Annotated in this window: 25 protein-coding genes and 1 tRNA gene; 12 read left to right on the forward strand and 14 right to left on the reverse strand. The window is 62.0% G+C overall.

The genetic code is table 11. The features are described from left to right. Positions 1-167: 167 nt before the first annotated feature. Complete coding sequence (locus BSG09_RS11530) at positions 168-416, reverse strand: helix-turn-helix domain-containing protein (protein WP_394328121.1); 249 nt, start codon at positions 414-416, stop codon at positions 168-170. 247 nt (positions 417-663) lie between these two features. On the opposite strand from BSG09_RS11530, the gene BSG09_RS11535 reads away from it, so the two are divergent. From BSG09_RS11535 to BSG09_RS11565, 8 genes are all read left to right on the forward strand, one after another. After that, complete coding sequence (locus BSG09_RS11535) at positions 664-1839, forward strand: CBS domain-containing protein (protein WP_092933248.1); 1176 nt, start codon at positions 664-666, stop codon at positions 1837-1839. Positions 1840-1952: 113 nt separating this feature from the next. Beyond that, the gene (locus tag BSG09_RS11540; RefSeq protein ID WP_092933250.1) at positions 1953-2972 is read left to right on the forward strand and encodes an ABC transporter ATP-binding protein; all 1020 of its coding nucleotides are present in this window, start codon (positions 1953-1955) and stop codon (positions 2970-2972) included. A 142-nt stretch (positions 2973-3114) separates the two neighbouring features. Beyond that, positions 3115-3882, forward strand: a complete 768-nt coding sequence (locus BSG09_RS11545) for an ABC transporter permease (protein ID WP_092933252.1) — start codon at positions 3115-3117, stop codon at positions 3880-3882. A gap of 412 nt (positions 3883-4294) precedes the next feature. Next, complete coding sequence (locus BSG09_RS11550; protein ID WP_092933254.1) at positions 4295-4996, forward strand: carbonic anhydrase; 702 nt, start codon at positions 4295-4297, stop codon at positions 4994-4996. Positions 4997-5089: 93 nt separating this feature from the next. Next, the gene (locus BSG09_RS11555; protein WP_092933256.1) at positions 5090-5308 is read left to right on the forward strand and encodes a hypothetical protein; all 219 of its coding nucleotides are present in this window, start codon (positions 5090-5092) and stop codon (positions 5306-5308) included. A 192-nt stretch (positions 5309-5500) separates the two neighbouring features. Beyond that, positions 5501-5695: a cold-shock protein gene (locus BSG09_RS11560; RefSeq protein ID WP_005554588.1), complete on the forward strand. Its 195-nt coding sequence runs from the start codon at positions 5501-5503 to the stop codon at positions 5693-5695. Positions 5696-5841: 146 nt separating this feature from the next. Then, a complete protein-coding gene (locus BSG09_RS21585) occupies positions 5842-5967 on the forward strand; it encodes a hypothetical protein (protein ID WP_262488519.1) in 126 nt (41 codons plus the stop codon). Positions 5968-6018: 51 nt separating this feature from the next. Then, complete coding sequence (locus tag BSG09_RS11565) at positions 6019-6384, forward strand: cupin domain-containing protein (RefSeq protein WP_092933258.1); 366 nt, start codon at positions 6019-6021, stop codon at positions 6382-6384. 194 nt (positions 6385-6578) lie between these two features. Here BSG09_RS11565 and BSG09_RS11570 read toward each other — a convergent pair whose 3' ends face one another. Next, positions 6579-8987 (reverse strand): methyl-accepting chemotaxis protein, encoded by a 2409-nt coding sequence (locus BSG09_RS11570; RefSeq protein WP_092933260.1) that lies wholly within the window; start codon positions 8985-8987, stop codon positions 6579-6581. A gap of 238 nt (positions 8988-9225) precedes the next feature. Between BSG09_RS11570 and BSG09_RS11575 the strand changes: the two genes are divergently transcribed. Further along, positions 9226-11292 carry a DEAD/DEAH box helicase gene (locus BSG09_RS11575; protein WP_092933379.1) on the forward strand — a complete coding sequence of 689 codons (2067 nt, stop codon included), beginning with the start codon at positions 9226-9228 and terminating at the stop codon, positions 11290-11292. 223 nt (positions 11293-11515) lie between these two features. Here BSG09_RS11575 and BSG09_RS11580 read toward each other — a convergent pair whose 3' ends face one another. Then, positions 11516-11770 (reverse strand): pro-sigmaK processing inhibitor BofA family protein, encoded by a 255-nt coding sequence (locus BSG09_RS11580; RefSeq protein ID WP_092933262.1) that lies wholly within the window; start codon positions 11768-11770, stop codon positions 11516-11518. Between the two features lie 246 nt (positions 11771-12016). Here BSG09_RS11580 and BSG09_RS11585 point away from each other — a divergent pair. Together BSG09_RS11585 and BSG09_RS11590 are read left to right on the forward strand one after the other, a co-directional pair. Then, a tRNA-Pro gene (locus tag BSG09_RS11585) sits at positions 12017-12089 on the forward strand. A 558-nt stretch (positions 12090-12647) separates the two neighbouring features. Then, on the forward strand, positions 12648-16166 hold the full coding sequence (locus BSG09_RS11590) for an LAGLIDADG family homing endonuclease (protein ID WP_092933264.1): 3519 nt from the start codon (positions 12648-12650) through the stop codon (positions 16164-16166). Between the two features lie 36 nt (positions 16167-16202). Here the strand turns inward: BSG09_RS11590 and BSG09_RS11595 are convergent, their stop codons facing one another. The 5 genes from BSG09_RS11595 to BSG09_RS11615 all read right to left on the reverse strand — a co-directional run bounded on the left by BSG09_RS11595 (position 16203) and on the right by BSG09_RS11615 (position 19688). Further along, entirely contained in the window at positions 16203-17096 is an 894-nt protein-coding gene (locus BSG09_RS11595; RefSeq protein WP_092933266.1) for a transcription initiation factor IIB, read from the reverse strand. 96 nt (positions 17097-17192) lie between these two features. Continuing rightward, a complete protein-coding gene (locus BSG09_RS11600; RefSeq protein WP_092933268.1) occupies positions 17193-17528 on the reverse strand; it encodes a hypothetical protein in 336 nt (111 codons plus the stop codon). Between the two features lie 126 nt (positions 17529-17654). Next, entirely contained in the window at positions 17655-18929 is a 1275-nt protein-coding gene (thrC, locus tag BSG09_RS11605; protein WP_092933270.1) for a threonine synthase, read from the reverse strand. A gap of 57 nt (positions 18930-18986) precedes the next feature. Beyond that, entirely contained in the window at positions 18987-19370 is a 384-nt protein-coding gene (locus BSG09_RS11610; protein ID WP_092933272.1) for a helix-turn-helix domain-containing protein, read from the reverse strand. A gap of 69 nt (positions 19371-19439) precedes the next feature. After that, positions 19440-19688 carry a hypothetical protein gene (locus tag BSG09_RS11615; RefSeq protein ID WP_092933274.1) on the reverse strand — a complete coding sequence of 83 codons (249 nt, stop codon included), beginning with the start codon at positions 19686-19688 and terminating at the stop codon, positions 19440-19442. Positions 19689-19872: 184 nt separating this feature from the next. Here BSG09_RS11615 and BSG09_RS11620 point away from each other — a divergent pair, with 184 nt between their 5' ends. Continuing rightward, positions 19873-20340 carry a histidine kinase gene (locus BSG09_RS11620; protein WP_092933276.1) on the forward strand — a complete coding sequence of 156 codons (468 nt, stop codon included), beginning with the start codon at positions 19873-19875 and terminating at the stop codon, positions 20338-20340. Positions 20341-20505: 165 nt separating this feature from the next. Here the strand turns inward: BSG09_RS11620 and argF are convergent, their stop codons facing one another. From argF to lysX, 6 genes are read right to left on the reverse strand one after another with little or no spacing between them, the layout of a single operon-like run. Beyond that, the gene (gene argF / locus BSG09_RS11625) at positions 20506-21435 is read right to left on the reverse strand and encodes an ornithine carbamoyltransferase (RefSeq protein ID WP_092933278.1); all 930 of its coding nucleotides are present in this window, start codon (positions 21433-21435) and stop codon (positions 20506-20508) included. Between the two features lie 32 nt (positions 21436-21467). Beyond that, positions 21468-22538, reverse strand: a complete 1071-nt coding sequence (locus BSG09_RS11630; RefSeq protein ID WP_092933280.1) for a [LysW]-lysine hydrolase — start codon at positions 22536-22538, stop codon at positions 21468-21470. After that, positions 22535-23683, reverse strand: a complete 1149-nt coding sequence (locus BSG09_RS11635) for an aspartate aminotransferase family protein (RefSeq protein ID WP_092933282.1) — start codon at positions 23681-23683, stop codon at positions 22535-22537. The genes BSG09_RS11630 and BSG09_RS11635 overlap by 4 nt, the downstream gene beginning before the upstream one ends. After that, complete coding sequence (locus BSG09_RS11640; RefSeq protein WP_092933284.1) at positions 23680-24546, reverse strand: acetylglutamate/acetylaminoadipate kinase; 867 nt, start codon at positions 24544-24546, stop codon at positions 23680-23682. Before BSG09_RS11640 ends, BSG09_RS11635 begins: the two co-directional genes overlap by 4 nt. Beyond that, entirely contained in the window at positions 24547-25593 is a 1047-nt protein-coding gene (gene argC / locus BSG09_RS11645) for an N-acetyl-gamma-glutamyl-phosphate reductase (protein WP_092933286.1), read from the reverse strand. After that, the gene (gene lysX / locus BSG09_RS11650; RefSeq protein ID WP_092933288.1) at positions 25593-26468 is read right to left on the reverse strand and encodes a lysine biosynthesis protein LysX; all 876 of its coding nucleotides are present in this window, start codon (positions 26466-26468) and stop codon (positions 25593-25595) included. The genes argC and lysX overlap by 1 nt, the downstream gene beginning before the upstream one ends. Between the last annotated feature and the right edge of the window lie 51 nt (positions 26469-26519).

A 26519-nucleotide genomic window follows, 5' to 3' on the forward strand; every position in this document is an offset into this window, starting at 1 on the left:
TCGTCTTGACTGTTGTCCGGCAGTATCAGGCCCTACTCCCTGCTGACTGCCGGCGATCCCCCAAACCATGTCGCTGGGGAGGTCAGCAGCCAGCGGAAGAACGAGGCGATGGAGTCGCGGCCACCGGGCGCATGCCAGCCCTGCGATCGGTGTAAACCGGTTCCGGCTCAGTTGTTCCGGCGAGCCAAGTCGGTCGCGACGTAGGTGGCGTCGGTCTGTTCGACGAGTCCCTGACTCGCAAGCGACTTGAGGACGCTCAGAATCGCCAGTTTCGGCAGCCCCAGCGACTGGTGGAGATCGGCCGCGGTCGCACCGTCGGTCGTCTCGAGATAGAAGTAGACGAGTTTCGCCTGCGCGGAGTCGAGTTCGGACGGGAGGCCAGCCGGGTGAGCGGTGTCGTGGGTCAGTTCCATCATCGTACCAACATAATCCACGAACTCCTGTATAAGTCTATGGGGCAGAGAGTATATAGTGGTTAGTAGATACTAGGAGGATTATATCTATCAAAGGTTCGTGGTCACTAGTGTCGTGGGTTGTTGTGTCACAGTAGGTGATTCAATTCGACTCGAGTGAATCCTGATCGTGCGAGCACCGCGCTGCAGACAGCGGCTGTGTTGTCGGTTCGACGGCGTGTTTAAGGGTTCGCCGCCGCAAGGGGACTGTATGAGAAGCTTCCGGATCGGGTCCTTATTCGGCATTCCGATCAAGCTAGATCTGACGTTCCTGCTGGTGCTCCCGCTGTTTGCGTACCTCATCGGGTCACAGATCGAGGAGGTTGCGGGATTGCTCAACGACGGGCTCACCGCAGGAATCAATATCGGAGCGATTAGCGCCGGTTTGATGCCATGGGTCCTCGGGCTGACTGCGGCGGTCGGCCTATTCATCGGCGTCATCCTCCACGAGCTCGGACACTCGTTGACCGCCAAGCGGTTCGGCTTTCCGATCGACTCGATCACGCTCTGGTTATTCGGCGGCATCGCCGCCTTCTCGGAGATGCCCGAGAACTGGCGTCAGGAACTGACAATCGCCATCGCTGGCCCGATCGTCAGCGTCCTGCTCGGCGTCGGCTCCTATGCACTCTTCTCCGTGATCCCTGCAAGTCTCAGCGGTGCACGATTCGTCTTCGGGTATCTGGCTATCCTCAACATCGCACTCGCGATCTTCAACATGTTGCCCGCGTTCCCGATGGATGGCGGCCGAGTGCTGCGAGCACTGCTTGCCCGTAACCAACCATACGCACGGGCAACCCAGCAAGCCGCCAGCGTCGGCAAACTGTTTGCCATCGTGATGGGTCTGTTCGGCCTCTTCTCGCTCAACATCATCCTCATCGGCGTCGCCTTCTTCGTGTTCATCGCCGCCTCGAGTGAGGCCCAACAGGTGACGATGAAAGCCGCCTTTCAGGATATTACCGTCAGCGACATCATGACACCGGTGAGTGACCTCCACACAGTCGATCCCGAGACGACTGTCGCGGAGTTACTCCAGCGGATGTTCACCGAGCGCCATACGGGGTACCCGGTCGTCGAGAACGAAGCGCTCGAGGGCGAACGGCTCGTCGGCCTCGTGACGCTGGGTGACGCCCGCGAGGTTGTGCCAGTCGAGCGCGATGCATACACTGTCAAGGACGTGATGACGACGGATTTAGAGACGATCACGCCCGATTCGGACGCGATGACGGCCATCGAGCGGATGCAAAAACACGATATCGGCCGCCTGCTCGTCGTCGAAGACGACGATCTCGTTGGACTGATCTCGCGAACCGACGTGATGACCGCGCTCGATATTGCCCAGCAAAGCGGTGCGTCCGCCCTCTCTGGTCGGCCGCGAACGGCGAACTGAGACCGTCGGGCGAACCGATTCGCCACCGATCGTGAGAGGCGGGAACACACCTGTTGCAGTGGGGAACGCTGCGAACAAACGGTTTAACCGTAACCGGGGCTGACCCTGTATCGATGCCACCGGCCATCGAGACTGTCGATCTCGTTAAAGAGTACGGAGAGCTACGCGCCCTCCAGGAACTGTCGCTGACCGTCGAGGAAGGCGAGTTCTTCGGCCTGCTCGGTCCGAACGGTGCAGGGAAAACGACGTTTATCAACACGCTGGTCGGACTGGTTCGCAAGACCGGCGGCGAGGCACGCGTTTTCGGCTACGACGTCGAAGACGACTACCAGCAAGCCCGCGACGCGATCGGGGTTGCCCCACAGGAGTTCAACGTCGACCGGTTTTTTCCGATCCGCGAAGTCTTAGAGCACAAAGCCGGCTATCACGGCGTTCCCGCAGACGAGGCCGCCGAACGGGCCGACGAAGTGCTCAAACGCGTCGGGATCTACGACAAGCGAAACGAGCGCTTCGACTGGCTCTCTGGCGGGATGAAACGACGCCTGTTGCTCGCTCGAGCCCTCGTTACCGACCCCGATCTGCTGATTCTCGACGAGCCGACTGCTGGCGTCGACGTCCAGCTTCGCCACGACCTCTGGGAGCTCGTGACCGAACTCAACGAGGAGGGGACGACGATTCTCCTGACCACCCACTACATCGAGGAGGCTGAACGCCTCTGCGATCGCGTCGCGATCATGAACGAGGGGCGGAAAGTGACCGTCGCGACCCCGGACGAACTGAAAGGACGCGGAACCGACACGATCGCCGTCGGCCTCGAGTCCACGCCAGCCAGTGCACCCGAACTCGGCCCCTACGCACACGAGACGACGCTTTCCGGGGACCGACTCGAGGTCCGTGTCGACGACGGCGGCTCGATCGCCCCGCGCTTGCTCAACGACCTCGAAGCACGAGGCTACGAGATCGCCGACCTCGAGATCAGCCGGACCTCGCTCGAGGAGATCTTCGTCGACCTGACCGAGCGCGAGGACCGCTCTGTGACCCGCTCGACGGCCGAGAGTGCGAGCGACGGTGACGAGTCCGAAACGAGCGAGACGGATACCCCGCCGAAGCGAGAACAGGAGGGAGTCGCCTGATGTCCGCGATCGGCTTCCGCGTGCCCTTCCGACGCGAGGTGTTCGAACGACCTCGAGAACGCTGTGTTCTCGATCTGCCACGGTCGCTGGAACAGTGTGTTAGAAAACAAAACAGTCAAGGTTTCTTCAACGGTGAGCAAGCATGAGCGTTGCCAGTAGACAGCTACAGTCGTTAATCAGACGCGAAGTACTCCGATTCGTTAGACGTCCGTACAACACGTTCCTCCCCCCATTGATAACAAACGTGCTCTACTTCTCCGTCTTTGGGGTGATCCTCGGAAGTAGAATCGGGACGATCAGTGATGTGACCTATATCCAGTTCGTTTTGCCCGGTCTGGTCGTACTGGGTGCTATATCGAATGCCTTCGAGAACGCGTCGTTCAGCATTTTCCACGGGCGGTGGAACGAGTACATCCACGAAGTCATAACATCACCCCTGTCACACAGCTATACCGTTGCCGGATACGTGCTAGCGAGCGCACTTCGCGGCTTCATCATTGGTGGTCTGATAATCGGTGTTGGCTTCCTCTTTACGTCAATTCCGTTCGCTCACCCGCTCTACCTGGTTAGTTTCGGTGTCATAACGACGACCCTCTTTGCCGGGCTTGGCGTTATCGGTGGGCTGATCGCAGAAGACTTTGACCATCTGACGGTCATGAACCAATTCCTGCTCCGGCCGCTGGTGTTCTTTGGAGGAGTGTTCTATTCATTAGACCAGCTCGACGGGCTGGCCTACACCGCCTCACTGCTCAACCCAATGGTCTACATGGTCAACGGAGTCCGATACGGAATGCTGGGAATGAGTGAGATAAACCCGAATACGTCTCTCGTCGTGCTTACAGCTGCGACTATCGTCGTCCTTTTTGTCAATCTAGTACTATTCAAGCGAGGGTTTGGAATTACTGATTAGCAAAATCGTCTCCGCTGCGGCCGTGATACGTAGACAACACCCGCTTTGAATGTCCACACAGTCACGGCGATCTCCGTCGAGCAGCCACGGTCTCTACTCGTCACGCTGGTCTTCTTCGGCGCGGTGTTTTACTGCCTCGAGACGCTGCTAGGGAACTGATAGCAGAGTTTACTGTTGAACCCCCTGGTGTTGATCGTCGCAGCGTCCGAGATGGCTTCCTCGACGACTCGGATCTAGTTCGGGTCCTGCCGGCGAGCGATGAGAGGGTCGTCCCGTTGTTGTCGCTCGCCGCGCTCACCGTCGTCGTGGGAATCGACATCTAGCTGTTCAGGACCGACCACAGATTGAAAAGTTGACAGCTGGTGCGGAATGGAACGTAACCATTTTGACTGCCATTGCGCCTGTGTCTCATATGGGCACGGATCAAGACGTCCTCGAAGACTTGCTCGCCGGCAACCAGCGCCACGTCGCCGGCCTCGCCGACGACCACTTCGCCGACGTACAGGACGGGCAACAGCCTGCCGTCGTCTCGATTTGCTGTTCGGACTCACGTGTCCCACAGGTCGATATGTGGGACGCTGACGAGCCCGGGACAGTCTTTACACCCAGCAACATCGGCAATCAGGTCTGGGACGAGGTCGACGGCGACCAGATCGTCAACGGCGGGCTGCTGTACCCGATCGCACACGCCGGCACCGAGGTCGCAGCCGTCGTCGGCCACACCGGCTGTGGGGCCGTCACCGCCGCCTACAACGTTGCGACCGGTGGCGACATGCCCGGCCCGCAGGGGGTCGACAAATGGGTCGACCTGCTCGTGCCGGTCGTCGAGGAGGCCATCGAGAGCGGGCAGGTCGACACCGATGCGGACGACGAGACGGTCATCAACCAACTCGTCGAGTACAACGTCGACACACAGGTCCAGTTCCTGCGCGAGGCCGCGGACGTCCCCGACGACGTCGCCGTCTACGGCTTCGTCTACGACTTCCAGGGAATCTACGGCGACGAAGGCGGCCGCACGTATCTCGTCAACTACGACGGCGAGACCGAGACGGACGCGATCGCCGAGCAGATCCCCGACGAGTACGCCGACGCGGTTCGTCGGCTGCTCGCGTAAGCAGGCATCACAGCGGGCGACGACACCACACTTCGGCGTCCTCCTGAACCGAGCGTCGGTACCGTTTTGCTGATCGCGTCGAAATGACACCACATGCGACAGTATCTCGAGTCCGATCTCGGCTTCTACTACGCCGTTGGTATCTTCGTCATCGCAGTATTCGTCTTAGGAATGGCGGCGGTTGCCATTATCGACCCCGACGGCGTGGGTACTGTCGAACTCATTGGGCTCGCGGGCGGGTTTTTCGTGTTTATGCTGGTGTATTTCATCTCAGTCTCAGTACAGCGACTCGAGGACGGCGAGAACGTCTGAGACAGCCTCCTGTCACAGGGTCCCTGACACACCAGAACGGTAAATCGCAGGCCCATCAGCACTGACCGACAGCAGTCGGTATCAACGGTTGAAAATCGGCGAAACTCGACCAAGTGGCCCTGCAACAACCAATTTCGAGAAGTGATCCGATTCGGTGGGTTTATCAGTCCCCGGGCGTTCTCTTTAGAAGCAATGGCGAAAGGAACCGTTGATTTCTTCAACGACACTGGCGGCTACGGATTCATCGAGACTGAGGACGCGGACGACGACGTTTTCTTCCACATGGAAGACATCGGCGGCCCGGACCTGGAAGAAGGTCAGGAACTCGAGTTCGACATCGAGCAGGCCCCTAAGGGCCCGCGCGCGACGAACGTCGAGCGCCTGTAAGGCGGAATTCGTACGGTATCGACTCTTGACTGCAGTATTTTACACCGCTGAGCGACAGCGCCGTCGTCGGTGACGACATACCACGAATGACCCATAGCAGTTAGTGTATCGACATGATAATGTGAGAGACCAACAAACAGTCGTCTATGACGATCCTGACGACGATGGGTCCCACCGAGTACGCCATCCTGCTGTTCAACCTCGTCTTCCTGTGTGGAATCATCGGGGGCCTGTGGTATCTCCTCTCGCGGCTTCGACAGCTGGTGTCGTAAAACGCGGCCAGCGACCCGGACGATTTTGTGGCTCCGGCACCGACTCGCAGTATGACCGAGCCAGTCCTGCGACGGAGCGACGAGATTGAGTACGACCCGGTCGATGCCGCCGACGGCCTCGAGAAAGGCGTCCTGATCAACGATGACCACGGCGCGCCTCACTTCGCGATCCGGCGGTTCGTCCTCGAGGCTGGCGGGGAGGTCCCAAAGCACACCAACGAGGTCGAACACGAACAGTACGTTCTCGCGGGCGCGTACACGGTGGGTATCGGCGACGAAACCTACGAGGTCGAAGCCGGCGACTCGTTGCTCATCCCCGCTGGGACGGTCCACTGGTACCGCAACGACGGCGACGAGCCGGGCGCGTTCATCTGTGCAGTTCCGCACGGCGACGACGAGATCGAGTTGCTCGAGTAACGCTGATCGTCCGCAGTCGCCAGTTCTGCTGCCGACGACGGGAATCACTGTCGCTGCCGGGTTCATGCAGGCACATTCCGGACGTATCCCACCAGCCGGAAATCAGTAAGACGGTAGTCGAGAAGGCACGCAATCTCCGCAGCCGATGGCTGCGCTCGAAATCGGAGTCGAGAGATAACGACGCTTCGACGCGGCTATTGTGGGCTGGTCCAGTCGAATTCTCGAGACGGAGACGCCGGTTCATCCTCGTCGGCAGCGGTTGTGTCTCCATAGTCGTCGGTCGACGCGTCGTCCGGGACGGTCGAGTCGACCACGTAGTCGTCAGCAGCCGGGAGTTCGGCGTTTGGAGCCAGCGTTTCTGACTCGATCGCTTCGGGACCGGCCAGTTCGGCGTTTACCTCGAACGCCGACAGCGCGTCGGACAGTTCCCGTGCCTGCTCGGACAGCGACGTGGCGGTGTGTGAGACCGCGACGAGCGACGAGGTCTGTTCTTCGGCAGCCGCGGCGACCGTCTCCGCTTCGGCGCTGGTTTCCTCGCTGATCGCCGTGACGTCATCGGTCATCGTCACGATCCCCTGGGTCGCGCCGGCCTGCTGTTGGGTCGCCGCCGAAATCTCCTGAACCCCCTCGTTGGTCTCCTCGGCGAACGTCGAAATCTCCTCGAGCGAGGCGACCGTGGTTTCGACTGCGCTGCGGTGGTCGGCGATCCGCTCGTCGGTCTGTCGGACGACGGCTGCGACCTGGGCGGTCTGCTCGCTGACCTGCTCGAGGCGCGCTTCGATGTCGGTTGCGGCCTCCTGGGTGTCCGCGGCGAGGGACTTGACCTGTTCGGCGACCGCGGTAAACTGGGCGTCGTCCGAACTCGAGCGGGCGGCCTCGATGCTGGCGTTGAGCGCGAGCATGTTCGTCTCCCGGGTAACGTCGGCGATGAACTCGAGGAGGTCGTCGATCGCCGCGATCTCCTCTTCGAGGCGGGCGACTTCCGCGACGGCGTCGCTGGCCTCCTCCTCGATGGCGTTCATACCGGCGATCGCCCGCCGGGCCGACTCGCGAGCGTCGGCACTCGTCGTCGCGGTCTGCTCGGCCAGCGTCGCAACCTGCGAGGAGGTCGCCGCGATCTGCTGGGTGGTCGTCGAGAGTTCGTCGACTTCGTCGCTGATCGTCTCGAGGTGGTCGCTCTGGCGTTCGGCACCGTCGGCGATCTGCTGGACCGAGGTCGTCACCTGTTCGGAGGCCGACCGGACCTCCACGACGCCGTCGGCCGTCGAGTCGGCGGCCTCGTCGACCGCGTCGGCGAATGCCCGCGTCGCAGCCACCGTTGCCTCGAGATCGTCCATCATGTCGTTGAACGCCGCCGCGACCGTCGCCATCGCCTCGCTGTCGGCGTCGAGATCGAGACGTCGCGTCAGGTCGCCGTCGGCACAGGCACGCATCGTCGTCCCGTACTCGTCGGCCGTTTGCTCGAGTTGCCGGGAGAAGCGCTCGGATTCCGAGCGTTCCCGTTCGGCCTCTGCTCGGGCGGCTTCGGCCTCCTCGAGCCGGTCGCGCAGCGACTGGCGCATCTGATCGATCGATCGATGCAACTCGCCGAGTTCGTCCGAGCGGGGTGACTCGAGCGGGTCGTCGAGGTTCCCGTCCTCGATGGCCGCGGCCCGTTCTGAGAGGTCGCGCAGCGAGCGAGCCGTGTTCCGGCCGACCGTCGCACCGAGTACGAGCATGCCTCCGAAGGTAACCGCGAGCATCGCAAGGAGCCAGTTGGAGATCGTCGACTGGAGCGCGTAGGCATCGGCCGCTGGGACGCGGGTCGTCAGCGTCCACCCGTCGTGCTCGAGCGGGGCGTAGCCGACGACGGTCTCGCTGTCTGCTGATCCGGCATCGATCGACGTCGTCCCCGTGCCGTTCGCGACGGTTTCGGGCTCGAGTGCGTCGTCTTGCAACAGCAGCGATCGTTCCTCGGCGAGGACGATCGTCCCCGAGCGGTCGACGACGACCACGTCGTCGTGGTCGTCGGCCCCGATCATATACCGGGACAGCGACTCGAGGTCGACGACCCCGACGACGACGTGGTCGGACTCGCCGGGGACGTCGCTGACGGCGAGCATCGCCGGCCGGCCAGCCTCGGTTTCGAACGCCTCGGAGAAGACGACCTGGGAGTCGTCTTTCAGCACGGTCGAAAGCTGGGCGTCGACCGCTTCGGTGACGCGGCCGTCGTCGGTGATGACCGCGTTCGTGCCTGCGTTCGCGTGGATGGCACCCGTCTCGGCATCGACGTAGTACGCGCCTTCGAACGCGGTGCGATCGTTCATCCGGTGTAACGAGTCGCTGATCGCCACCCGGTCATCGCTGCGAAACGCCGACGAGCGGGGCAGCGAACTCAGATAGCGCTCGGTCGATCGAAACCAGATGTCGATTCGGTCGGCATCCGTTTCGGCGCTGGTGACGAGTTGTGACTCGACGTCCGACTCGAGTTCGTCACCAGTCTGTGCATATATAGTGCCGCCGAACGCACCCACGATGAGGAGGATAACTGCGAGGGCAGCGAGAAAACGAAGCGCATAGCGGCGGCGAACAACCGGGATGTGCTCCCACGGATTCAAACCCATATGATGATGGGACTCGACGCACCCGGTATGTAACTCGCTAAGAGTTATATGTAGTGCTATAGATCACTCGTGGGTCATATACAGTAGCCGTCGTCGGAGTTCGAGATTGGAAAGCGATTTCCGCCGGCCGACAACCGAGACGGACCCGGGCTCGCCACTCGGCGAGGCCGACAGTATCGCACCGGCCCGCTCGAGTCAGTCCGAACCGCTGAAATACCGCCACGCCCTACTCGTGGCCGTGTCGAAGCAGGTCCAGCAGGTCGATACGATCTTCTGTCACGAAACCGGCGACGACTACCTGATCGTCGTCGAACGTGACGGCAAACGGCTGTTCAGAGCGAAACTCGGACTCTCGGAAACCTCAGCCGGTCCCCGCCCCGCGAAGTTCCGGCTCAAAGACGGCTCGAGCGAAGAGCCCCGCCAGCCCGACGAGTTCGTCGAACTCGCTCGTCGAGCGACGCGTATCCGCATCTCCGAGCAAACGTCACCCGAGGGACGGCGTGAACTCACCGAGATGCTCGCGGGCTACCAGCTCGAAGACAAAGCCAAGACCGTCCGGACCTGCCGCTACTGTGCCTCGGCTGGCCGGTATTCGCCGATCACGACCGAGACGGCCATCAAAGACGACAACGACTGGATCTGTCGGGACTGTGCCCGCCAGGAACTCGAGCGCCAGCTCTCCTTTTCGGGCAGCGGCGCGGTCACCGGCGCGGCAAAAGAGCGTCTCGAGGAACTCATGCTCGAGGTGCAGGACTTAGAGCGGATCGTCAACCTGCTCAAGGGACGGCTCGATCCCGATCTGACGAAGTTCGATACCATCTCGGCGACGACCGACGAGGTCGACCCTGTCCGAGTCGATTCGCTGAACCTGCATCCCGGCTTGCAGGGCTTGCTCGAGGACCGGTTCGAGACCCTGCTGCCGGTCCAGAGCCTCGCGGTCGAAAACGGCCTCTTCGACGGCGACGACCAGATGGTCGTCTCGGCGACGGCGACCGGGAAAACGCTGGTCGGAGAGATGGCCGGCATCAACCGCGTCCTCAATGGGAAGGGAACGATGCTCTTTCTCGTGCCGCTGGTGGCGCTGGCCAATCAGAAGTACGAGGACTTTCAGGACGAATACGGCCACCTGGTCGATGTCTCCATTCGCGTGGGCGCGAGCCGAATCGCCGACAACGGCAACCAGTTCGATCCCAACGCCGACGTCATCGTCGGCACCTACGAGGGGATCGACCACGCCCTACGAACAGGCAAGGACATGGGCGACATCGGGACCGTCGTCATCGACGAGGTCCACACCCTCAAAGAAGAGGAGCGAGGCCACCGGCTGGACGGCCTCATCTCGCGACTCAAGTATACTTGTGAGCAGCGAGCCGAGCGCCGCGACGAGTATCAGGGTGCACAGTGGATCTACCTCTCGGCGACCGTCGGCAACCCAGAACAGCTCGCGGGCGCGCTCGAGTCGACACTCATCGAGTTCGAGGAGCGACCGGTGCCGATCGAACGCCACGTCACCTTCGCGGACGGCCAAGAGAAAGTCCGGGTCGAGAACAAACTCGTCAAACGCGCGTTCGACACCGAATCCTCGAAGGGGTATCGCGGGCAGACGATCATCTTTACCAACTCGAGGCGACGCTGTCACGAAATTTCGCGCAAGCTCGAGTACTCAGCCGCGCCCTATCACGCCGGCTTAGATTACAAGCGCCGCAAGGAGGTCGAACGCAAGTTCGGCGAGCAAGAACTCGCCGCGGTCGTGACGACTGCCGCACTCGCTGCAGGTGTCGACTTCCCGGCCTCGCAGGTGATCTTCGATTCGCTGGCGATGGGTATCGAGTGGCTCTCGGTACAAGAATTCCACCAGATGCTCGGCCGCGCAGGTCGACCTGACTATCACGATGAAGGGACCGTGTACGTCCTCGTCGAACCCGACTGTGCATACCACAACTCGATGGAGATGTCCGAGGACGAAGTCGCCTTCAAACTCCTCAAAGGCGAGATGGAATCGGTGATGACCCACTACGACGAGGCCGCCGCGGTCGAGGAGACGCTGGCGAACGTCACCGTCGGCGGCAAGGCCGCGAAGGCGCTCAACGACCGCATGCTCGGCGACGTGCCGACGAAACACGCTATCGGCAAACTCTTAGAATACGAGTTCATCGACGGCTTCGAACCCACGCCACTCGGGCGCGTCGTCACGGAACACTTCTTAGAGCCCGGCGAGGCGTTCACGCTCATCGATGGCATTCGGAAGGACGCCCACCCCTACGAACTCGTCGCGGACATCGAACTGCGCGACGAGGATCGCTGATCGCGCCAGTCGCGGTCGGTACGCACCAGGCCCGGCCACGATCGTTTCTACGCCCCTTTGGCGGCCACAACGATAAGCGAGACGAGCGCACGATCGACAGCCAGCACGGGGCTACCCCGACGCTGTCACCATGGACCCGACGGATTACTGTCAGTCAGTACCGGCCGCGACCCGTCTGCGGGGACACCGGTCACTCGGGACAGCAGACCGGATGACTCGTCGGTCACGGAACGAACGCGATTCCGAACAGCGACAGCGCAAGCACGAGCACCGAGCCCGGCACACCACCGACTGCGACGATCACAACCGTCAGCGGCGACACCGCCACTGTGACGCCGAAGCCGACCTGGGCGAGGTACAACACGACGAGCCCACCCACCGCGTTGATAATGAAGGGCCTGGCAACCGCAACGAGCTGTCCCGCCCCGAGAACGAGCACCAGGACGAGAATCAAAAGCAGCAACTCGAGTCCGGTCATAGGAGCAGTATCACGGCATCGGGCAAAACCGTTCGTTCAGTCGTCGATGACTGTCCGTCAGGGATCGAGACATCGTCTCGAGTGCGCTGGGTCATACTGTCTATGAGTTTCCGGTGGGACCGCGACCGTCCGTCAGGTGCACTGGTAACTGGTGACAGTAAACCGCCTGCCGGGAGTCCGTCTCACACGGCGGCGGCCACGGAAGAACGAAACGCTTTATGCAATGGGGGCGATATCGATATGTACGGGATCGTGGGTTAGCTTGGTATACTTCGGGCCTTGGGTGCCCGTGACCCCGGTTCAAATCCGGGCGATCCCATCTTTCTGCTGTGAGCAATACCGCCAGCGGTTACTCTGGGATATTCAGACAGCGTTTTCACAGCACAACGCCGTGAGTGTCGGCTACTGCGACCGGTGTGATGAGCAGTAGTACTGACCAACGAGCGGTATCGAAACTGAAGGCAGAGAACGAAACTATGAGTTCGGGGGGTGAGGTGTTCTGTGGAAACAGTCAACAGGATCCACACGGAGTACGATTAGACTGACCACAGTGAGGATCGAGTTGTGTACGGATCATCTCGCTATTCGTTGGGATCACCTCGATTCTATGTAGTGGGGAACAACCAATGAAGCCTTCCGTGGGAGCAATAGTACAGTCCTGTCGGACAACGACGGCCAATGACGGCAATAAACTCGTTTTATCAGCAGTGCTTCAGTCGCGGGTGCCAAGCGCCGAACGCATCGTCGTGTGCTCTCTTGAGCCCGTCTGCGTGCGATAGTGGCTCGCTGACCGCTCACAGCGGTCGACGCCTCGAGCCGTTCAGTTTCGGCCCGGTTTACAACCATTTATACCCGATGGCAGCCCTAGAACGGTGCAATGGCGCAAGCGGGCAACTCAGAACTCGTCGACTCCTTCGAGCAGTTCTTCCGCAACTACTACGACAACGAGATCAAACAGCTTGCGCAGCGCTATCCCAACGAGCAGCGGTCGCTGCACGTCGACTGGCAGGATCTCTACCGGTTCGATCCCGACCTCGCGGACGACTTCATCGCCCAACCCGAACAGCTCCAGCGCTACGCCGAGGAAGCGCTGCGACTGTACGACCTCCCGATCGACGTCAGCCTCGGGCAGGCCCATGTCCGGATCCGCAACCTCCCCGAGACGGAGTCGCCCGAGATCAGAGAGATCCGCGCGCCGGATATGAACTCCCTCGTGCAGGTCCACGGAATCGTCCGCAAAGCCACCGATGTTCGCCCCAAAATCGAGGAAGCCGCCTTCGAGTGCCAGCTCTGTGGCACCCTCACACGCGTCCCGCAATCCAGCGGCGACTTCCAGGAACCCCACGAATGTCAGGGCTGTGAACGACAGGGCCCCTTCCGCATCAACTTCGACCAGTCCGAGTTCGTCGACTCCCAAAAACTGCGCATCCAAGAAAGTCCCGAGGGCCTGCGCGGCGGCGAAACCCCACAGGCGCTCGACGTCCACATCGAAGACGACATCACCGGCGAGGTTACCCCCGGCGACCACGTCTCCGCGACCGGCGTCCTCCGCCTCGAGCAACAGGGCGACAACCAGGACAAATCGCCCGTCTTCGACTTCTACATGGAGGGCATGTCCGTCGATATCGATGAAGAGCAGTTCGAGGACATGGACATCACCGACGAGGACAAAGCCGAGATCGTCCGGCTCTCCTCGAGCGAGGACATCTACGACAAGATGATCGCCTCCATCGCGCCCTCGATCTACGGCTACAATCAGGAGAAACTCGCGATGATCCTCCAGCTGTTTTCGGGCGTGACCAAGCAGTTGCCCGAGGGCTCGCGGATTCGAGGCGACCTGCACATGCTGCTGATCGGTGATCCGGGGACTGGGAAGTGTGTCCGCGGGGATACGAAAGTTACACTCGCAGATGGCCGTGACATCCCGATTCGTGAACTCGTCGAGTCAAATCTGGAAGATCCGAAGCCGATCGACGACGGCTGGTACGACGAGATCGATCTCGAGGTGCCGTCACTCCAGAACGACGGCTCGATCGCCCCACAGCGAGCGACAAAAGTCTGGAAGCGAGAAGCCCCCGATCGAATGTACCGGATCCGGACCTCGAGTGGACAGGAACTCGAGGTGACGCCGTCGCATCCGCTGTTCGTACAGAATAACGGTCAGTTCAAACCAGTAGTTGCAGATGAGCTTACTGAAGGACAATTCATCGCTGCACCCAAAACGCTGGCAGTAGATGGTGACGACAAACTCGACGTTGATTTTCGAGAGTCACAATCACGAAATGCAGTTCAACTCGACTTGCCAAGTGAGTGGACACCGTCATTAGCCCGATTGATCGGTTACATCATCGCAGAAGGATACGTTGAACAACGAGACAACAATACGGGATTCATTTCGATTACGAACAACGATCGGGAAGTCTTGGATGATGCAGCGAAAGCACTCGGGGAATTAGGCCTCAATACGACGGAACGAGAGCCGCATGAATCAAAGGATGCGTATGAATTGCTCTGTTCGGCAAGCGAGTTCGTAAGCTTCCTCAAAACGCTCGAGCCATGCATTCTTCAGCCGTCCGAAAACCAGCGTGTTCCCGATCCAATTTTCACGGCTTCGGCAGAAACTAGAGCAGAATTCCTCAAAGCGTTCATTGAAGGAGAGGGACACGTTTCGAAGTCTCAAAGAGAGATAGCAGTCGCGTCGATGAGCCGTCGTCTGCTCGAAAACGTGCGAACGTTACTGCTCTCAGTTGGGATCCGGTCACAACTTCACGAGCGACGTAACGGCAGTTTCCGACTTAGAATCAGCGGAGCCGGAGTTGAGAAATACGTCTCCAAAGTAGGATTCATAACTCGACGAAAGCAGCAAGCGGCGGAACAATACGCCGATACAGAGGGGAACACCAATCGCGATATCATTCCCGATATCGGTTCAGAACTGCGGCAAATTCGAGAATCGTTATCGCTTACACAGGCCGATTGCGGCCTCCCACGATCCACATATCAGCATTATGAACGCGGATCGAGAAACCCAAGCCGAGAAAGTCTTCAGAAGGTCGTTGCAGCATTCGACGACGCGCTACCAGCAGAAACTAGGCAATATGAAGGAGGTGTCGTAGCTGATGGGGGTTGTATAAAGACGAGCATCGCTGCTCTCGAACAGTTTGTCCAAGGGGATGTCTGCTGGGAGCGCATCGAGTCGATCGACAATGTCGAACCCGACTACGACTGGGTGTATGACCTCGAGGTTGAGGGAACCCACAACTACGTTTCAAACGGCGTGATCTCGCACAATTCCCAGATGCTGGGCTATATCCAGAACATCGCACCACGCTCGGTCTACACCTCGGGCAAGGGGTCGTCCTCGGCAGGTCTCACAGCCGCCGCCGTCCGCGACGACTTCGGCGACGGCCAGCAGTGGACCCTCGAGGCCGGCGCGCTCGTCCTCGCCGATCAGGGAATCGCAGCGGTCGACGAGCTCGATAAAATGCGGTCGGAAGATCGGAGTGCCATGCACGAGGCATTAGAGCAGCAGAAAATCTCGGTCTCGAAAGCCGGCATCAACGCAACGCTCAAATCTCGCTGTTCGCTGCTCGGTGCGGCAAACCCCAAGTACGGTCGTTTCGACCAGTACGAACCCATCGGCGAGCAGATCGACCTCGAGCCGGCGCTCATCTCGCGGTTCGATCTGATTTTTACGGTCACCGACCAACCCGACGAGGAGAAAGACCGGAATCTCGCGGAACACATCTTGACGACCAATTATGCAGGGGAGTTGACCACACAACAAGAAGAGATGACTTCCCTCGAGGTCAGCGACGACGAGATTGATGAAGTGACCGAACAGGTCGATCCCGAGATCGACGCCGAACTCCTGCGCAAATACATCGCCTACGCAAAGCAGAACTGTCATCCGCGGATGACCGACGAGGCTCAGGAAACGATTCGAGACTTCTACGTCGACCTGCGGTCGAAGGGGACCGACGAGGACGCTGCCGTCCCCGTCACGGCGCGGAAACTCGAGGCACTGGTTCGACTTGCGGAGGCAAGCGCCCGTGTTCGCCTCTCGGACACGGTCGAGCAGCGCGATGCCGAACAGTCCGTCGAAATCGTTCGCTCCTGTCTCCAGGACATCGGTGTCGATCCCGAAACTGGCGAGTTCGACGCGGACATCGTCGAGGCCGGCACCTCGAAGTCCCAACGCGACCGGATCAAGAACCTCAAAGGACTCATCAGCGACATCGAAGAGGAGTACGACGACGGCGCGCCGGTCGATATCGTCCTCGAACGCGCCGAAGAGGTCGGCATGGACCAGTCGAAAGCCGAACACGAGATCGACAAGCTCAAACAGAAAGGCGAGGTCTACGAGCCGAGTACGGATACGCTTCGGACGACGTAACCGGCGTCGTCCCGCGACGTTTTGAGCGAACCGCCGTCAGAGCTCGTCGATATTTGTAACGGTCGCCCGAATCGTCACTGCTGCGACGTCGGCGACCTCGGCAGCGGCCGCCTGTGTGATCGACGGCCATGCCTCGCGTTCTCCGGCCGCCTTGTAGAGACAGGCCGCAGCGACGCCGCCGGGATTGCGACCGCCGATCAGGCCCGCCTCGAGTAGGGCTTCGACGTGTTCTCGCGCGCGACGCTCGACGGCGGTTCCAAGCTCGAGTTCAGAAGCGAAGCGCGGCAGATACTGTGCGGGGTCGATCGGCCCCGTCCGTAGCCCCAGCTCGCGGTTCATCGCATCGTAGGCAGCCGAGAGTTCGGCATCGTCGGCGCGTGCGACAGCAGTGATTTCGTCGGTCGTGCGGGCGATCGAACGCGTCCGACAGGTGGCGTAGATCGCAGCGGCGGCAAATCCTTCGAGTGAACGCCCCTGAAAGAGCCCCTCGGACTGGGCGGATTCGAACAGCGCACAAGATTGCTCTCTGACGGACTCCGGCAGCGAGAGCAAGGCAGTGAGCCGTCTGATTTCCGCAAAGCCGTACACCTGATTTCGCTCGGCTTTCGACGAGATCCGTGCGCGGTTGTGTTCGCGGCGAAGACGAGCGATCTGTCGCCGTTTCCGGCCGGTCAGACGAGAACTGGTGCCTGCGTGCGAGCCGTATCCGATCTCCGTCGAAAGCCCACGGTCGTGGCGCGACCGCGTGAGTGGCGCCCCGGTTCGTCTCGGATCGGAGTCGTCGTCCTCGAACGACCGCCACTCCGGGCCGCGATCGATCTCGTCTTCCGCTGAGACGAGTCCACACTCCTCACAGACGATTTCCGTGCCCTGCTTCCGTAATCTGCCGTCACATTCGGGGCAGTCCGGTGCTGTATCGGCATCTGCCATTGGTTATTTCCCCTTTTATTAGGTTGATACTTAATAGTATTTAAACTATTGGAGATGGGAACGAACGAGGGAAGTGAAACGACAGTCGGCGGAGAGCTACCGATCGAAGAGCCACGTCAGTACGGACTGTGACTGCGATGGAGAGTCGCAGGGAGAGGAGTCCGTCGTATCCATCTGCTCGGCCAACAGTCGTTCGTACTGGTCGACGATCGCCTGTCGGCGTCGCTCGCTCGCCTCGAGTGCCCGCTCGAGTGCGGCGATGCGAGCGGAGAGCCGTATCCGCTCGATCCGAGCGGAACGCAACGCCGGGTGGTATGTCGAATCGGTGATCGACCGGTCACATTGGGAAGTCGATTCGATCGCGTCGTCGACGATGAGCGGTTGGTATCGGTCGTCAGCGGGGGAGACGGAGTTGTCCTGCTCGGCAGACATGGCTCGATCGTACGTCCACAGGGAGCGAGAAAAAGATCAGTCAGTCGGGTGTCAGACACGTCCGACACGGGTCATGCGCCCGACGGACGGTACTCCGAGAGGTGCTCGAGCACGCCGTCGGATCGACTACTCCGACGAACTCTCGCTCGCGATGCTCGCGAGAACACCTGCAGTATCGGCCGGCACGGGCTCAGGCTCGCTGCCGGCGGCAGCCGCGGCGTCGGGGTCTTTGAGCAGGTGGCCCGTCGTCAGGCAGGCGACGCGCTCGTCATCGTCGACAACGCCCTCGGCGCGGAGCTTGCGCAGGCCGGCGATCGATGCGGCAGAGGCGGGTTCGACGCCGATCCCCTCGCTTGCGATGTCGCGCTGGGCCTCGGTGATCTCCTCGTCGGAGACCGCCACGGCGGTGCCACCGGTTTCGCGGATACCGGGGAGGGCCTTGGGTGCGTTAACTGGGTTGCCGATCCGGATCGCGGTTGCGCGCGTCTCGACATCGTCCCAGCGTCGGACCTCGTCGGCATCGTTTTCGATCGCTTCGACCATTGGCGCGGCTCCCTCGGCCTGCACGCCGGTCAGCTTGGGCACGTCGTCCTCGTCGAGTTCGCCGGCCTGGACGAGTTCGCGGAAGGCCTTGTACAGTGCTGAGGTGTTGCCCGCGTTACCGACTGGAAGCACGATCCGGTCTGGAACGGCGTCGTAATCGGCGAGGAAGGCCTCGAGAATCTCGAGGCCGATCGTCTTCTGGCCCTCGAGCCGGAAGGGGTTCAGCGAATTCAGCAGGTAGGCCTCGCCCTGTGCTGCGAGTTCCTGGACGATGTCGAGACAGGCGTCGAAGTTGCCGTCGACCTCGAGAATGCGTGCGCCGTGGAGACTCGCCTGGGCGATCTTGCCGGCGGCGACCTTGCCGGCGGGCAGGAGGACGAGCGTCTCCATGCCGCCGCGGGAGCCGTAGGCGGCCAGCGCAGCGCTGGTGTTTCCGGTCGAGGCACAGGCCAGCCGACCGACGCCGAGTTCCTTCGCGACGCGGACGCCGACAGTCATCCCGCGGTCTTTGAACGAGCCCGTCGGGTTCATGCCTTCGTGTTTGATCCGCAGCGCCTCGACACCGATCGATTCCTCGAGTCGCGGAACCTCATACAGCGGCGTCGCACCCTCCTGAATCGAGACGCCTTCTGCGAACGGCAGCGCGTCGGCATACCGCCAGACGCCGTGGCCCTCGAAATCGTCGAGCGTCGGCAGCTCGGCGTAGCGAACCTCGAGCAGTCCGTCACACTCATCACAGGTGTAGCGAACGTCGTCGAAGGGAGCGAACGTCTCGCCACACTCGATGCACTCGAGCCAGACACCATTGTCGGCGTCGGCGGGTTCGTCAGGCTGCTCGGCCGAGAGACTGAGACTCATTATCGGGTGTGAGGGATGCAACAGGGAAAAAGTGAGTGGATTCGGCGATGACGTGGGTTACTCGATCGTCTCGTCGAACTCGTCGATCACGTCATGGACCGTCGCCGTCCAGACATCCAGCGCTTCGTGAAGCATCTCTTTGACTTCCGGCAGCGCGGTCGCCGTGTACTGATAGATGTAGCCGCCGCCGTCCAGCAACCGTCGATCCCGGCGAACGAGATCGCGCTCGTGCAGCGTCGACAGCGAGCGGTTGACCGTGCTTCGGTCGCGCTCGAGTGTTGCGGCCAGCTCCTCGATCGTACTGCCGGGCTGGGAACACAGTGTCAGGTAGGTCCGAGTCTCGTGATCCTCGATTCCAAACACGCAGCTCATGACGGTTTCGAAGGCGGGGTTCGATTCTTCCATCAGTTCCCCGAGGCGGTGCTGGGGGGTGTCGGACATACGGGCCCGTACGGCCGCGAGCGTCAAAATACTCGTCACAGCCGGCCGGAGCGCGCAGACGCGCCGTCGTCACGCGTCCTCGGCTGTTGCCCCATAGCCCATGTTCCGGATACAGGTCCGCATTTCGCGTTCGGTCTCGTGGCGGTGGAGCCGCGTCGGTGTATCACAGTAGTACACCGAGCCGTCGTATCGCAGCGTCACCTCGTACTCTCCCTGCGCCGCTGTCGTCGTAATCACGACCCGTCGTCCGTCCTCGATCGCGTCCATGATAGCATCCGCCTCGAGGTCGCCAGCCGAGATCCGGAGCGGGTTCGACATCGCGTGAGAGTGGGTGCGCTGGTCCAAAGAAACTTCGTGTCATCGTGCCGACTGCTGGCCCCTCCGGTCGCTGCGGGAAATTCGAGAGCCACCCGACAGGCCAAATCGAACGCCGGGAACCGGCTGTGCACGACCAGTCCCGAACCGGGATACTGCTACACTGACTCAGGGTGTGTGATGTCTTATGGCATCAGAAACAGTAACTAAACGACCCGAACGAACTCAAACAGCACTCGAGCCCTGGCAGGCAGGGACCGTCGGCGGTATCATCGGCGCGATCGTGTTCGGCGCGATGATGGTGGTCCAGACGCCTGGTGTCCTCGAGATGGCGATCCCAGCGATGTACGGGCTCGAAGGTGGGCTCGCGGGGACGGTCGTCCACCTCTCCCACGGCGCGGTCATCGGCGTCGTCTTCGCGGCGCTGCTAGTCGCAACTGGACGTGCCGACGCGAGTCCGACGACGGCCGGACTCCTTGGACTCGGCTACGGCGTCGGAGTCTGGCTGGTCCTCGCCGTCTTCGTGATGCCGATCTGGCTCTCGGCAGTCGGGTTCGAACTGGCACCTGCCGTCCCGAACATCGCCGTCGAGAGTCTCGTCGGCCACGCCGCGTACGGACTCGTCCTCGGCGTCGTGTACGCAGTCCTCGAGTGACGAACCGAAAAAGAACAGCTACTCGAGCAGCCAGCTCAATAACGCTTTCTGGGCGTGGAGCCGATTCTACAGCCCACCTTTTTTCGCTCGGGTTCGTTCCACTCACCACTCACGAAAAAATCTGGACCAAAAACCCGATCACTCACTCCGTTCGTGATCGACTGTCTACTCGAGCAGCCAGCTCAACAGTGCCTTCTGGGCGTGAAGTCTGTTTTCAGCCTGATCGAAGACGATCGATTGGTCACCCTCGACGACGTCGTCGGTAATCTCCTCGCCGCGGTGAGCCGGCAAGCAGTGCATCACCGATGCGTCGGGGGCATGCTCGAGTAAGTCCGCAGAGACCTGGAAGCCCTCGAAGTCGTTCATGCGAACGTCGCGTTCGTCTTCCTGGCCCATCGAGATCCAGACGTCCGTGTAGATGACGTCGGCGTCGGTGGCCGCCTCGATGGGGTCGGTCGTGGTCGTCGGATCGCCGCCGAGGTCGCGAGCGCGCTCGAGCACGGCATCATCGACTTCGTATCCCTCGGGCGTTGCGATCGTCAGATCGACGCCGGTCAGCGCACAGCCGAGCGCGAACGACTGGGCGACGTTGTTCCCGTCGCCGATCCAGGCCGCCGAGACGTCCTCAAGGTCGCCCTCGTGTTCGCGGATCGTCTGGAGATCCGCGAGTGTCTGGCAGGGGTGGGCATCGTCGGTGAGGCCGTTGACGATCGGCACCGACGAGTATTCGGCGAGCACCTCGACGTTCTCGTGTTTGAAGACGCGGGCCATCACCGCGTCGACGTACCGCGAGAGCGCACGCGAGGTGTCTTTCAACGGCTCGCCCCGCCCGAGCTGGATGTCGTCTTCCCCGAGGAAGATCGCGTGTCCCCCAAGCTGGGTCATCCCCGTCTCGAAGGAGACGCGGGTTCGGGTACTCGCCTTCTGGAAGAGCATTCCCAATGTCTGTCCAGACAGGTCGGCGTGGTCCTCGCCGTTCTCGACGGCGCGTTTGTATTCATCGGCTCTGTCGAGAACTGCGAACAGTTCCGCCTCGGAGAGGTCATCAACGTCGAGGAAATGTCTCGGCTGTGTATCGTCCGTATTTGTCGTCATGATATGATAGCTCGTCTGCGAATACTTATTGGTCAGTCTTCACTGAGCGTCCGCGCGACGCGCTCTAAGATCGCGACCGACTGATCGAACTCCGACAGCGGGAGCCGTTCGTCGGGTGCGTGATCGAGATCGGAGTTGCCGGGACCGTAGGTGACCATCGGACAGTCCCAGGCTCCAGCGTAGATGTTCATGTCGCTGGTGCCGGTCTTTCGCACCAGACGCGGATCAGCGCCTTCCTTGCGGATAGCGACGCGGAACGCCCGAGCGACCTCCGTTCGCGGGCTCATCATCACCGGCGGCACCTTGTCCTTCCAGGTGACGGTCCCGACCTCGAGTTCGGCTTCCGCTGCTTCGCGGACGGTCTCGACGTCGAGTGCCGGCGGCACGCGCAACTGGACGTCCATCGTCGCCTCGACGGAGAGGCCGTCCTCGCTGACGCCGCCTTCGATGTCGACCGGCTTGGTCGTTACCTGCTCGAAGATCGGTTCGTACTCGTCGCCCTCGAAGCGCTCCTCGACGGCCGACCACCAGCGAACGGCGTGTTGGATCGCGTTCGGGTCCGGCCGTGAGGTATGGCCGGACTCGCTTGTCGCGACGTACGTGCCGGCGATCAGGCCGCGATAGCCGAGCGTGATCCCGTCGGCCCCGGAGGGCTCGCCGTTGACGACGGCGTCCGGAGACTCGTCTCGGTCGTCGACCAGATAGCGCGACCCCTTCGAGTCGACTTCTTCGCCGACGACACCAACGAAGGAAACGCCGGTGCGGACGGCCGCAGCCGCCATCGCGGCGAGCGGGCCGGTCGCGTCAACGCTGCCACGACCCCAGAGGATCTCGTCGTCGCCAGTATCTTCGACCTCGACGGGGATGTCTCCCGGTACGGTGTCGATGTGTGAGGTCAACAACACGGCGTCGTCCGCTGGCGCGCGAACGTTCCCGACCGCGTCGATCCAGACCTCGCGATCGTGGGCCTCGAAGAAGTCCACGAGGCGTTTGGCCGCCTCGCGTTCCTCGCGGGTCGGGGAAGGGATCGAGACGAGATCGACCAGCAGGTCTCGAGCCTCCTCGAGCGAGACGTCCGTCGGGTCGCCCGTGCTCGCGTTCATGATTCGGAGTCGGGTGCAATGACCGCGCCCAGCGCGTCCACGAGTTGGTCCGCCCCGTCTTTGTCGATCACCAGCGGCGGCAGCAGACGCAGGACGGTTCGACCCGCCGGCAGCGCCAGCACCTGGTGGTTCATCGCGAGGTCACGGGCGACGCGGTTCGCCCCCCGCTTCAACTCGATGCCGACGAGCAGTCCCTCACCGCGGACCTCACGCACCTCGTCACCGAGCGTTGCCTCGAGTTCCGTTGTGAGATAGTCGCCCATCGCAGCGGCGTGGGCAGGCCACTCCTCTTCGACCAGCGTCGAGATCGTCGCGTGGACCGCTGCGGTGACGACGGGGCCACCGCTGAAGGTCGAATTGTGCGAGGCCGCGCCGTCGGCGATCCAGTCCCGAACCGCGACGCCGCCGATCGGGAGGCCGTTGCCGAGGCCTTTTGCGGTCGTGAGGATATCGGGGGTGACGCCCGCGTTCTGGCAGGCCCACATCGACCCCGTCCGTCCCATTCCGGTCTGGACCTCGTCGAAGACGAGCGCCGCGCCGGCCTCGTCGGTACATTCGCGGGCGGTCTCGAGGTAGCCCGCAGGCGGAACGTTGATTCCACCTTCGCCCTGGATCGGTTCCAAGATGACGGCCGCGGTCTCGTCGTCGACAGCGGCCGCGAGCTCCTCGCCGTCACCGTAGGGGACGAACTCCACGTCGCCGGCAAGGGGCTCGAACGGCTTCTTATACTTGTCCTTCCAGGTCGCCGCGAGCGACCCCATCGTCCGGCCGTGGAACGAGCGGGTCGCAGCGACGATCTTCGATTCGCCGGTTGCCGACCGGGCAAACTTCAGTGCGGCCTCGTTGGCCTCAGTGCCGGAGTTACAGAACCAGGCTTGATCGAGGCCGTCCGGTGTCGACGCGACGAGGGCCGCGTAGGCGTCCTCGCGCGACTGGACGGGATAGGACGAGTCGACGAACGTCAGGTCGGCGACCTGTTCGGTGACCGCGTCGACGACTGCGGGGTGAGAGTGGCCGAGCGGCGTACAGGCGTAGCTCGCGCCGGCGTCGATGTACTCCGTCCCGTCGGAGGTGTAGAGGTATGGCCCCTCACCGCGCTCGATGCCGATCGGCTTACTGCCGGAGACGAAATCGAGGTCGCTCATTCTGCGGCCTCCGTTTCAGCGTCGTCTTCGTCCGCGAGCACGCCGGGCTCGAGCGTTGTCCCCTCGCCCGCGAGCGCGCTCGAGATTGGTTCGTCCGCGTTCGCGTCCGCAACGACGACCGAGGACGCGCCGCCTGCGAGTGCCTCCTCGGCGGCCATGACCTTCTTCGTCATGAAGCCCTCGGCAGCGTCTTTGACACCCTCGAATTCTGCGGGTGTGGTGGCCGACTCGATCTTGGTCGCCTCGTCGTCGGGGTCCTCGTAGACGCCCGAGACGTCGGTGAGCAAGACGAGATCGGCCTCGAGTGCGCCGGCGATCGCCGCTGCAGCGCGGTCGGCATCGGCGTTGACCGCGGTGTAGCCGCCCGACTTCTCCTTGCCCAGGATCGGGACCGAGACGACGGGCGTGTAGCCACCCGCAAGAGTCGTCTCGAGCAAGTCGGCGTTGACCGACTCGATTTTCCCCGAGTGGTCGCCGCGTTTGATCTTCTTTTTGCCGTCTTCTTTGACGCGGACGGCTGACTTGCGTTTGCCAGAAAGCAGTTTGCCGTCGGTACCCGAGAGACCGACTGCGTCGACGCCCTCGTTGTGCAGGCTCTCGACCAGATCGGTGTTGAGCTTGCCGGGCATCACCATCTTGAAGACGTCCATGGTGCGCTCGTCGGTAAAGCGCCCAACCACTCCGCCTGGCGTCTCGACGTAGGTGGGCTCCTCGCCGAGTTCTTCTAAGGTCTCGTCGACGGCGGTCGAGCCGCCGTGTGTGAGGACGACGTCTTCGCCGTCCTCGACGAGACTCGCAACGTCGGCGAGTGCGCCTTCGGGATCGACAGCACGTGCGCCGCCGATCTTGACAACAGTTGTCATCTACGGTGCCCCCACGGGGTGGAGTCCCGTAAACTCGAGTCCAGCCGTCTCCTCGAAGCCCAGCGCGATGTTGGCGGCATGAACCGCCTGGCCCGCGGAGCCTTTCATCATGTTGTCGATGGCAGAGAAGACGACGATGCGTTTGTTCGACGGGTCGAGTTCGAAGCCGACCTCGGCGACGTTGGTCCCCGCAACCGACTTCGGTTCGGGGTAGCGGTAGACGCCGGAGCCGCCGGCGGCCATGCGGACGAACGGCTCGTCCTCGTAGCAGCCGCGATACGCTTGCCAGAGGTCGCCCTTCGAGACGGGGCCCGACGGGAAGACGTGACTCGTCGCACTCGCACCGCGGATCATGTCCACGGCGTGGCAGGTAAAGGACACCGAGGTGCCGAGGAACTGCTCGATCTCGGCCTCGTGGCGGTGGCCCGTCGGCGCGTACGGGCGAACGACGCCCGAGCGCTCGGGGTGGCTCGAGGCCTCGCCGCCGCCGGCTCCCCCTTCCGAGGAACCGACTTTCACGTCGACGACGACCTGTTCGCCGCCCTCTAAGATGCCGTGTTCGAACAGCGGATAGAGCCCGAGGATCGTCGCGGTGGCGTTACAGCCGCCACCCGCGATGAGGTCTGCACCCGCGAGGTTGTCGCGGTTGATCTCGGGAAGCGCGTACTCGGCCTTTTCCAAGTACTCGGGGGCTTCGTGGCCATCGTACCACTCGTCGTACTGATCCTCGGTCTCGAGGCGGAAGTCAGCCGAGAGGTCGACGACCGTATCCGCGATCTCGAAGAACTCGTCGATCTGGCCCATGGAGACGCCGTGTGGCGTCGCCGCAAAGAGCACGTCGACGGACTCGAGATCGTCGGGTTCGGTAAAGCGCAGGTCCGTGCTGCGAAGCGGTGGGTGGACGGAGCCGACGCTCTTGCCGGCTTTCGACCGGCTCGTGACCTCCGCGAGTTCGACGTTCGGGTGGCCCTCGAGCAGGCGTAGGAGTTCGCCGCCGGTAAAGCCGGAGCCACCGATGACGGTCGCGGTGACGGTATCGGCTGCCATCAGGCGCTCACCTCGAGTTCCGGATCGGCCGCTTTGGCCTTTTCCTCGAGCCAGTCGACGACGGTGCCGGCGACGTCGGTCTCGACGGCCTCGTCGAGCGCTTTGAACTCGACGGTGTGGTTGACCTCGTGGACGGTGTAGGAATTACCGGTCTCCATGAGGTCGACGCCGAGTAAGCCGCCGCCGACGGCGTCGCTGGCCTTCTGGACGAGGTCCAGCGCTTCGTCGTCGAGGTCGAAGACGTCCGTCTCCGCACCCTTGGCGGCGTTGGTAATCCAGTGGTCCGACGAGCGAACCATCGCGGCGATCGGCTCGCCGTCGACCGCGAGCACGCGAATGTCGCGACCCGGTTTCTCGACGAACTCCTGGACGTAGAACACCTTATGCTCGTAGTGGCCCAGCGTCGCCTTGTGCTCCAAGATGGCTTCGGCGGCCGACTTGGAGTCGATCTTGGCCATTAGACGGCCCCACGAACCCACGACGGGTTTGAGGACGCATGGATAGCCAAAGTCTTCGATGGCCTCCATCGCGGTCTCTTTCGTGAATGCGACTTTCGTCGCTGGCGTGGGCACGCCCGCTTGCTCGAGCGCGAGGCTGTTTTTCACCTTATCGGCGCAGATATCCGCCGTCTCGTGGCTGTTGACCACGGGAATCCCGTACGCCTCGAAGAACTGCGTGGCGTACAGGCTGCGACTCGTGGCGAGACAGCGGTCGACGACGATATCGAGGTCGGCGAACGCCTCGGGAGCCTCCGAAATGTCGAAGGTCTGCTTGCGAACGTCGATCTTCGTGACCTCGTGGTCACGCTCGCGAAGCTCGTTCAGCAGGAGCTTCTCGTCTTTTCGAATCCGTGAATAGAGTATGCCTACGTTCACGCGAGCCACCTCTGAATGGCTGTGAGGAACTCGCTACGAGCCCCTCGAGTC

Source organism: Natrinema hispanicum (assembly GCF_900111485.1).
Taxonomy (GTDB): domain Archaea; phylum Halobacteriota; class Halobacteria; order Halobacteriales; family Natrialbaceae; genus Natrinema; species Natrinema hispanicum_A.

Excerpts from the sequence above, each read along its gene's own strand:
- BSG09_RS11530 (WP_394328121.1), bottom strand. The coding sequence starts at position 416 with ATGATGGAACTGACCCACGACACCGCTCACCCGGCTGGCCTCCCGTCC.
- BSG09_RS11535 (WP_092933248.1), top strand. The coding sequence starts at position 664 with ATGAGAAGCTTCCGGATCGGGTCCTTATTCGGCATTCCGATCAAGCTA.
- BSG09_RS11540 (WP_092933250.1), top strand. The coding sequence starts at position 1,953 with ATGCCACCGGCCATCGAGACTGTCGATCTCGTTAAAGAGTACGGAGAG.
- BSG09_RS11545 (WP_092933252.1), top strand. The coding sequence starts at position 3,115 with ATGAGCGTTGCCAGTAGACAGCTACAGTCGTTAATCAGACGCGAAGTA.
- BSG09_RS11550 (WP_092933254.1), top strand. The coding sequence starts at position 4,295 with ATGGGCACGGATCAAGACGTCCTCGAAGACTTGCTCGCCGGCAACCAG.
- BSG09_RS11555 (WP_092933256.1), top strand. The coding sequence starts at position 5,090 with ATGCGACAGTATCTCGAGTCCGATCTCGGCTTCTACTACGCCGTTGGT.
- BSG09_RS11560 (WP_005554588.1), top strand. The coding sequence starts at position 5,501 with ATGGCGAAAGGAACCGTTGATTTCTTCAACGACACTGGCGGCTACGGA.
- BSG09_RS21585 (WP_262488519.1), top strand. The coding sequence starts at position 5,842 with ATGACGATCCTGACGACGATGGGTCCCACCGAGTACGCCATCCTGCTG.
- BSG09_RS11565 (WP_092933258.1), top strand. The coding sequence starts at position 6,019 with ATGACCGAGCCAGTCCTGCGACGGAGCGACGAGATTGAGTACGACCCG.
- BSG09_RS11570 (WP_092933260.1), bottom strand. The coding sequence starts at position 8,987 with ATGGGTTTGAATCCGTGGGAGCACATCCCGGTTGTTCGCCGCCGCTAT.
- BSG09_RS11580 (WP_092933262.1), bottom strand. The coding sequence starts at position 11,770 with ATGACCGGACTCGAGTTGCTGCTTTTGATTCTCGTCCTGGTGCTCGTT.
- BSG09_RS11590 (WP_092933264.1), top strand. The coding sequence starts at position 12,648 with ATGGCGCAAGCGGGCAACTCAGAACTCGTCGACTCCTTCGAGCAGTTC.
- BSG09_RS11595 (WP_092933266.1), bottom strand. The coding sequence starts at position 17,096 with ATGGCAGATGCCGATACAGCACCGGACTGCCCCGAATGTGACGGCAGA.
- BSG09_RS11600 (WP_092933268.1), bottom strand. The coding sequence starts at position 17,528 with ATGTCTGCCGAGCAGGACAACTCCGTCTCCCCCGCTGACGACCGATAC.
- thrC (WP_092933270.1), bottom strand. The coding sequence starts at position 18,929 with ATGAGTCTCAGTCTCTCGGCCGAGCAGCCTGACGAACCCGCCGACGCC.
- BSG09_RS11610 (WP_092933272.1), bottom strand. The coding sequence starts at position 19,370 with ATGTCCGACACCCCCCAGCACCGCCTCGGGGAACTGATGGAAGAATCG.
- BSG09_RS11615 (WP_092933274.1), bottom strand. The coding sequence starts at position 19,688 with ATGTCGAACCCGCTCCGGATCTCGGCTGGCGACCTCGAGGCGGATGCT.
- BSG09_RS11620 (WP_092933276.1), top strand. The coding sequence starts at position 19,873 with ATGGCATCAGAAACAGTAACTAAACGACCCGAACGAACTCAAACAGCA.
- argF (WP_092933278.1), bottom strand. The coding sequence starts at position 21,435 with ATGACGACAAATACGGACGATACACAGCCGAGACATTTCCTCGACGTT.
- BSG09_RS11630 (WP_092933280.1), bottom strand. The coding sequence starts at position 22,538 with ATGAACGCGAGCACGGGCGACCCGACGGACGTCTCGCTCGAGGAGGCT.
- BSG09_RS11635 (WP_092933282.1), bottom strand. The coding sequence starts at position 23,683 with ATGAGCGACCTCGATTTCGTCTCCGGCAGTAAGCCGATCGGCATCGAG.
- BSG09_RS11640 (WP_092933284.1), bottom strand. The coding sequence starts at position 24,546 with ATGACAACTGTTGTCAAGATCGGCGGCGCACGTGCTGTCGATCCCGAA.
- argC (WP_092933286.1), bottom strand. The coding sequence starts at position 25,593 with ATGGCAGCCGATACCGTCACCGCGACCGTCATCGGTGGCTCCGGCTTT.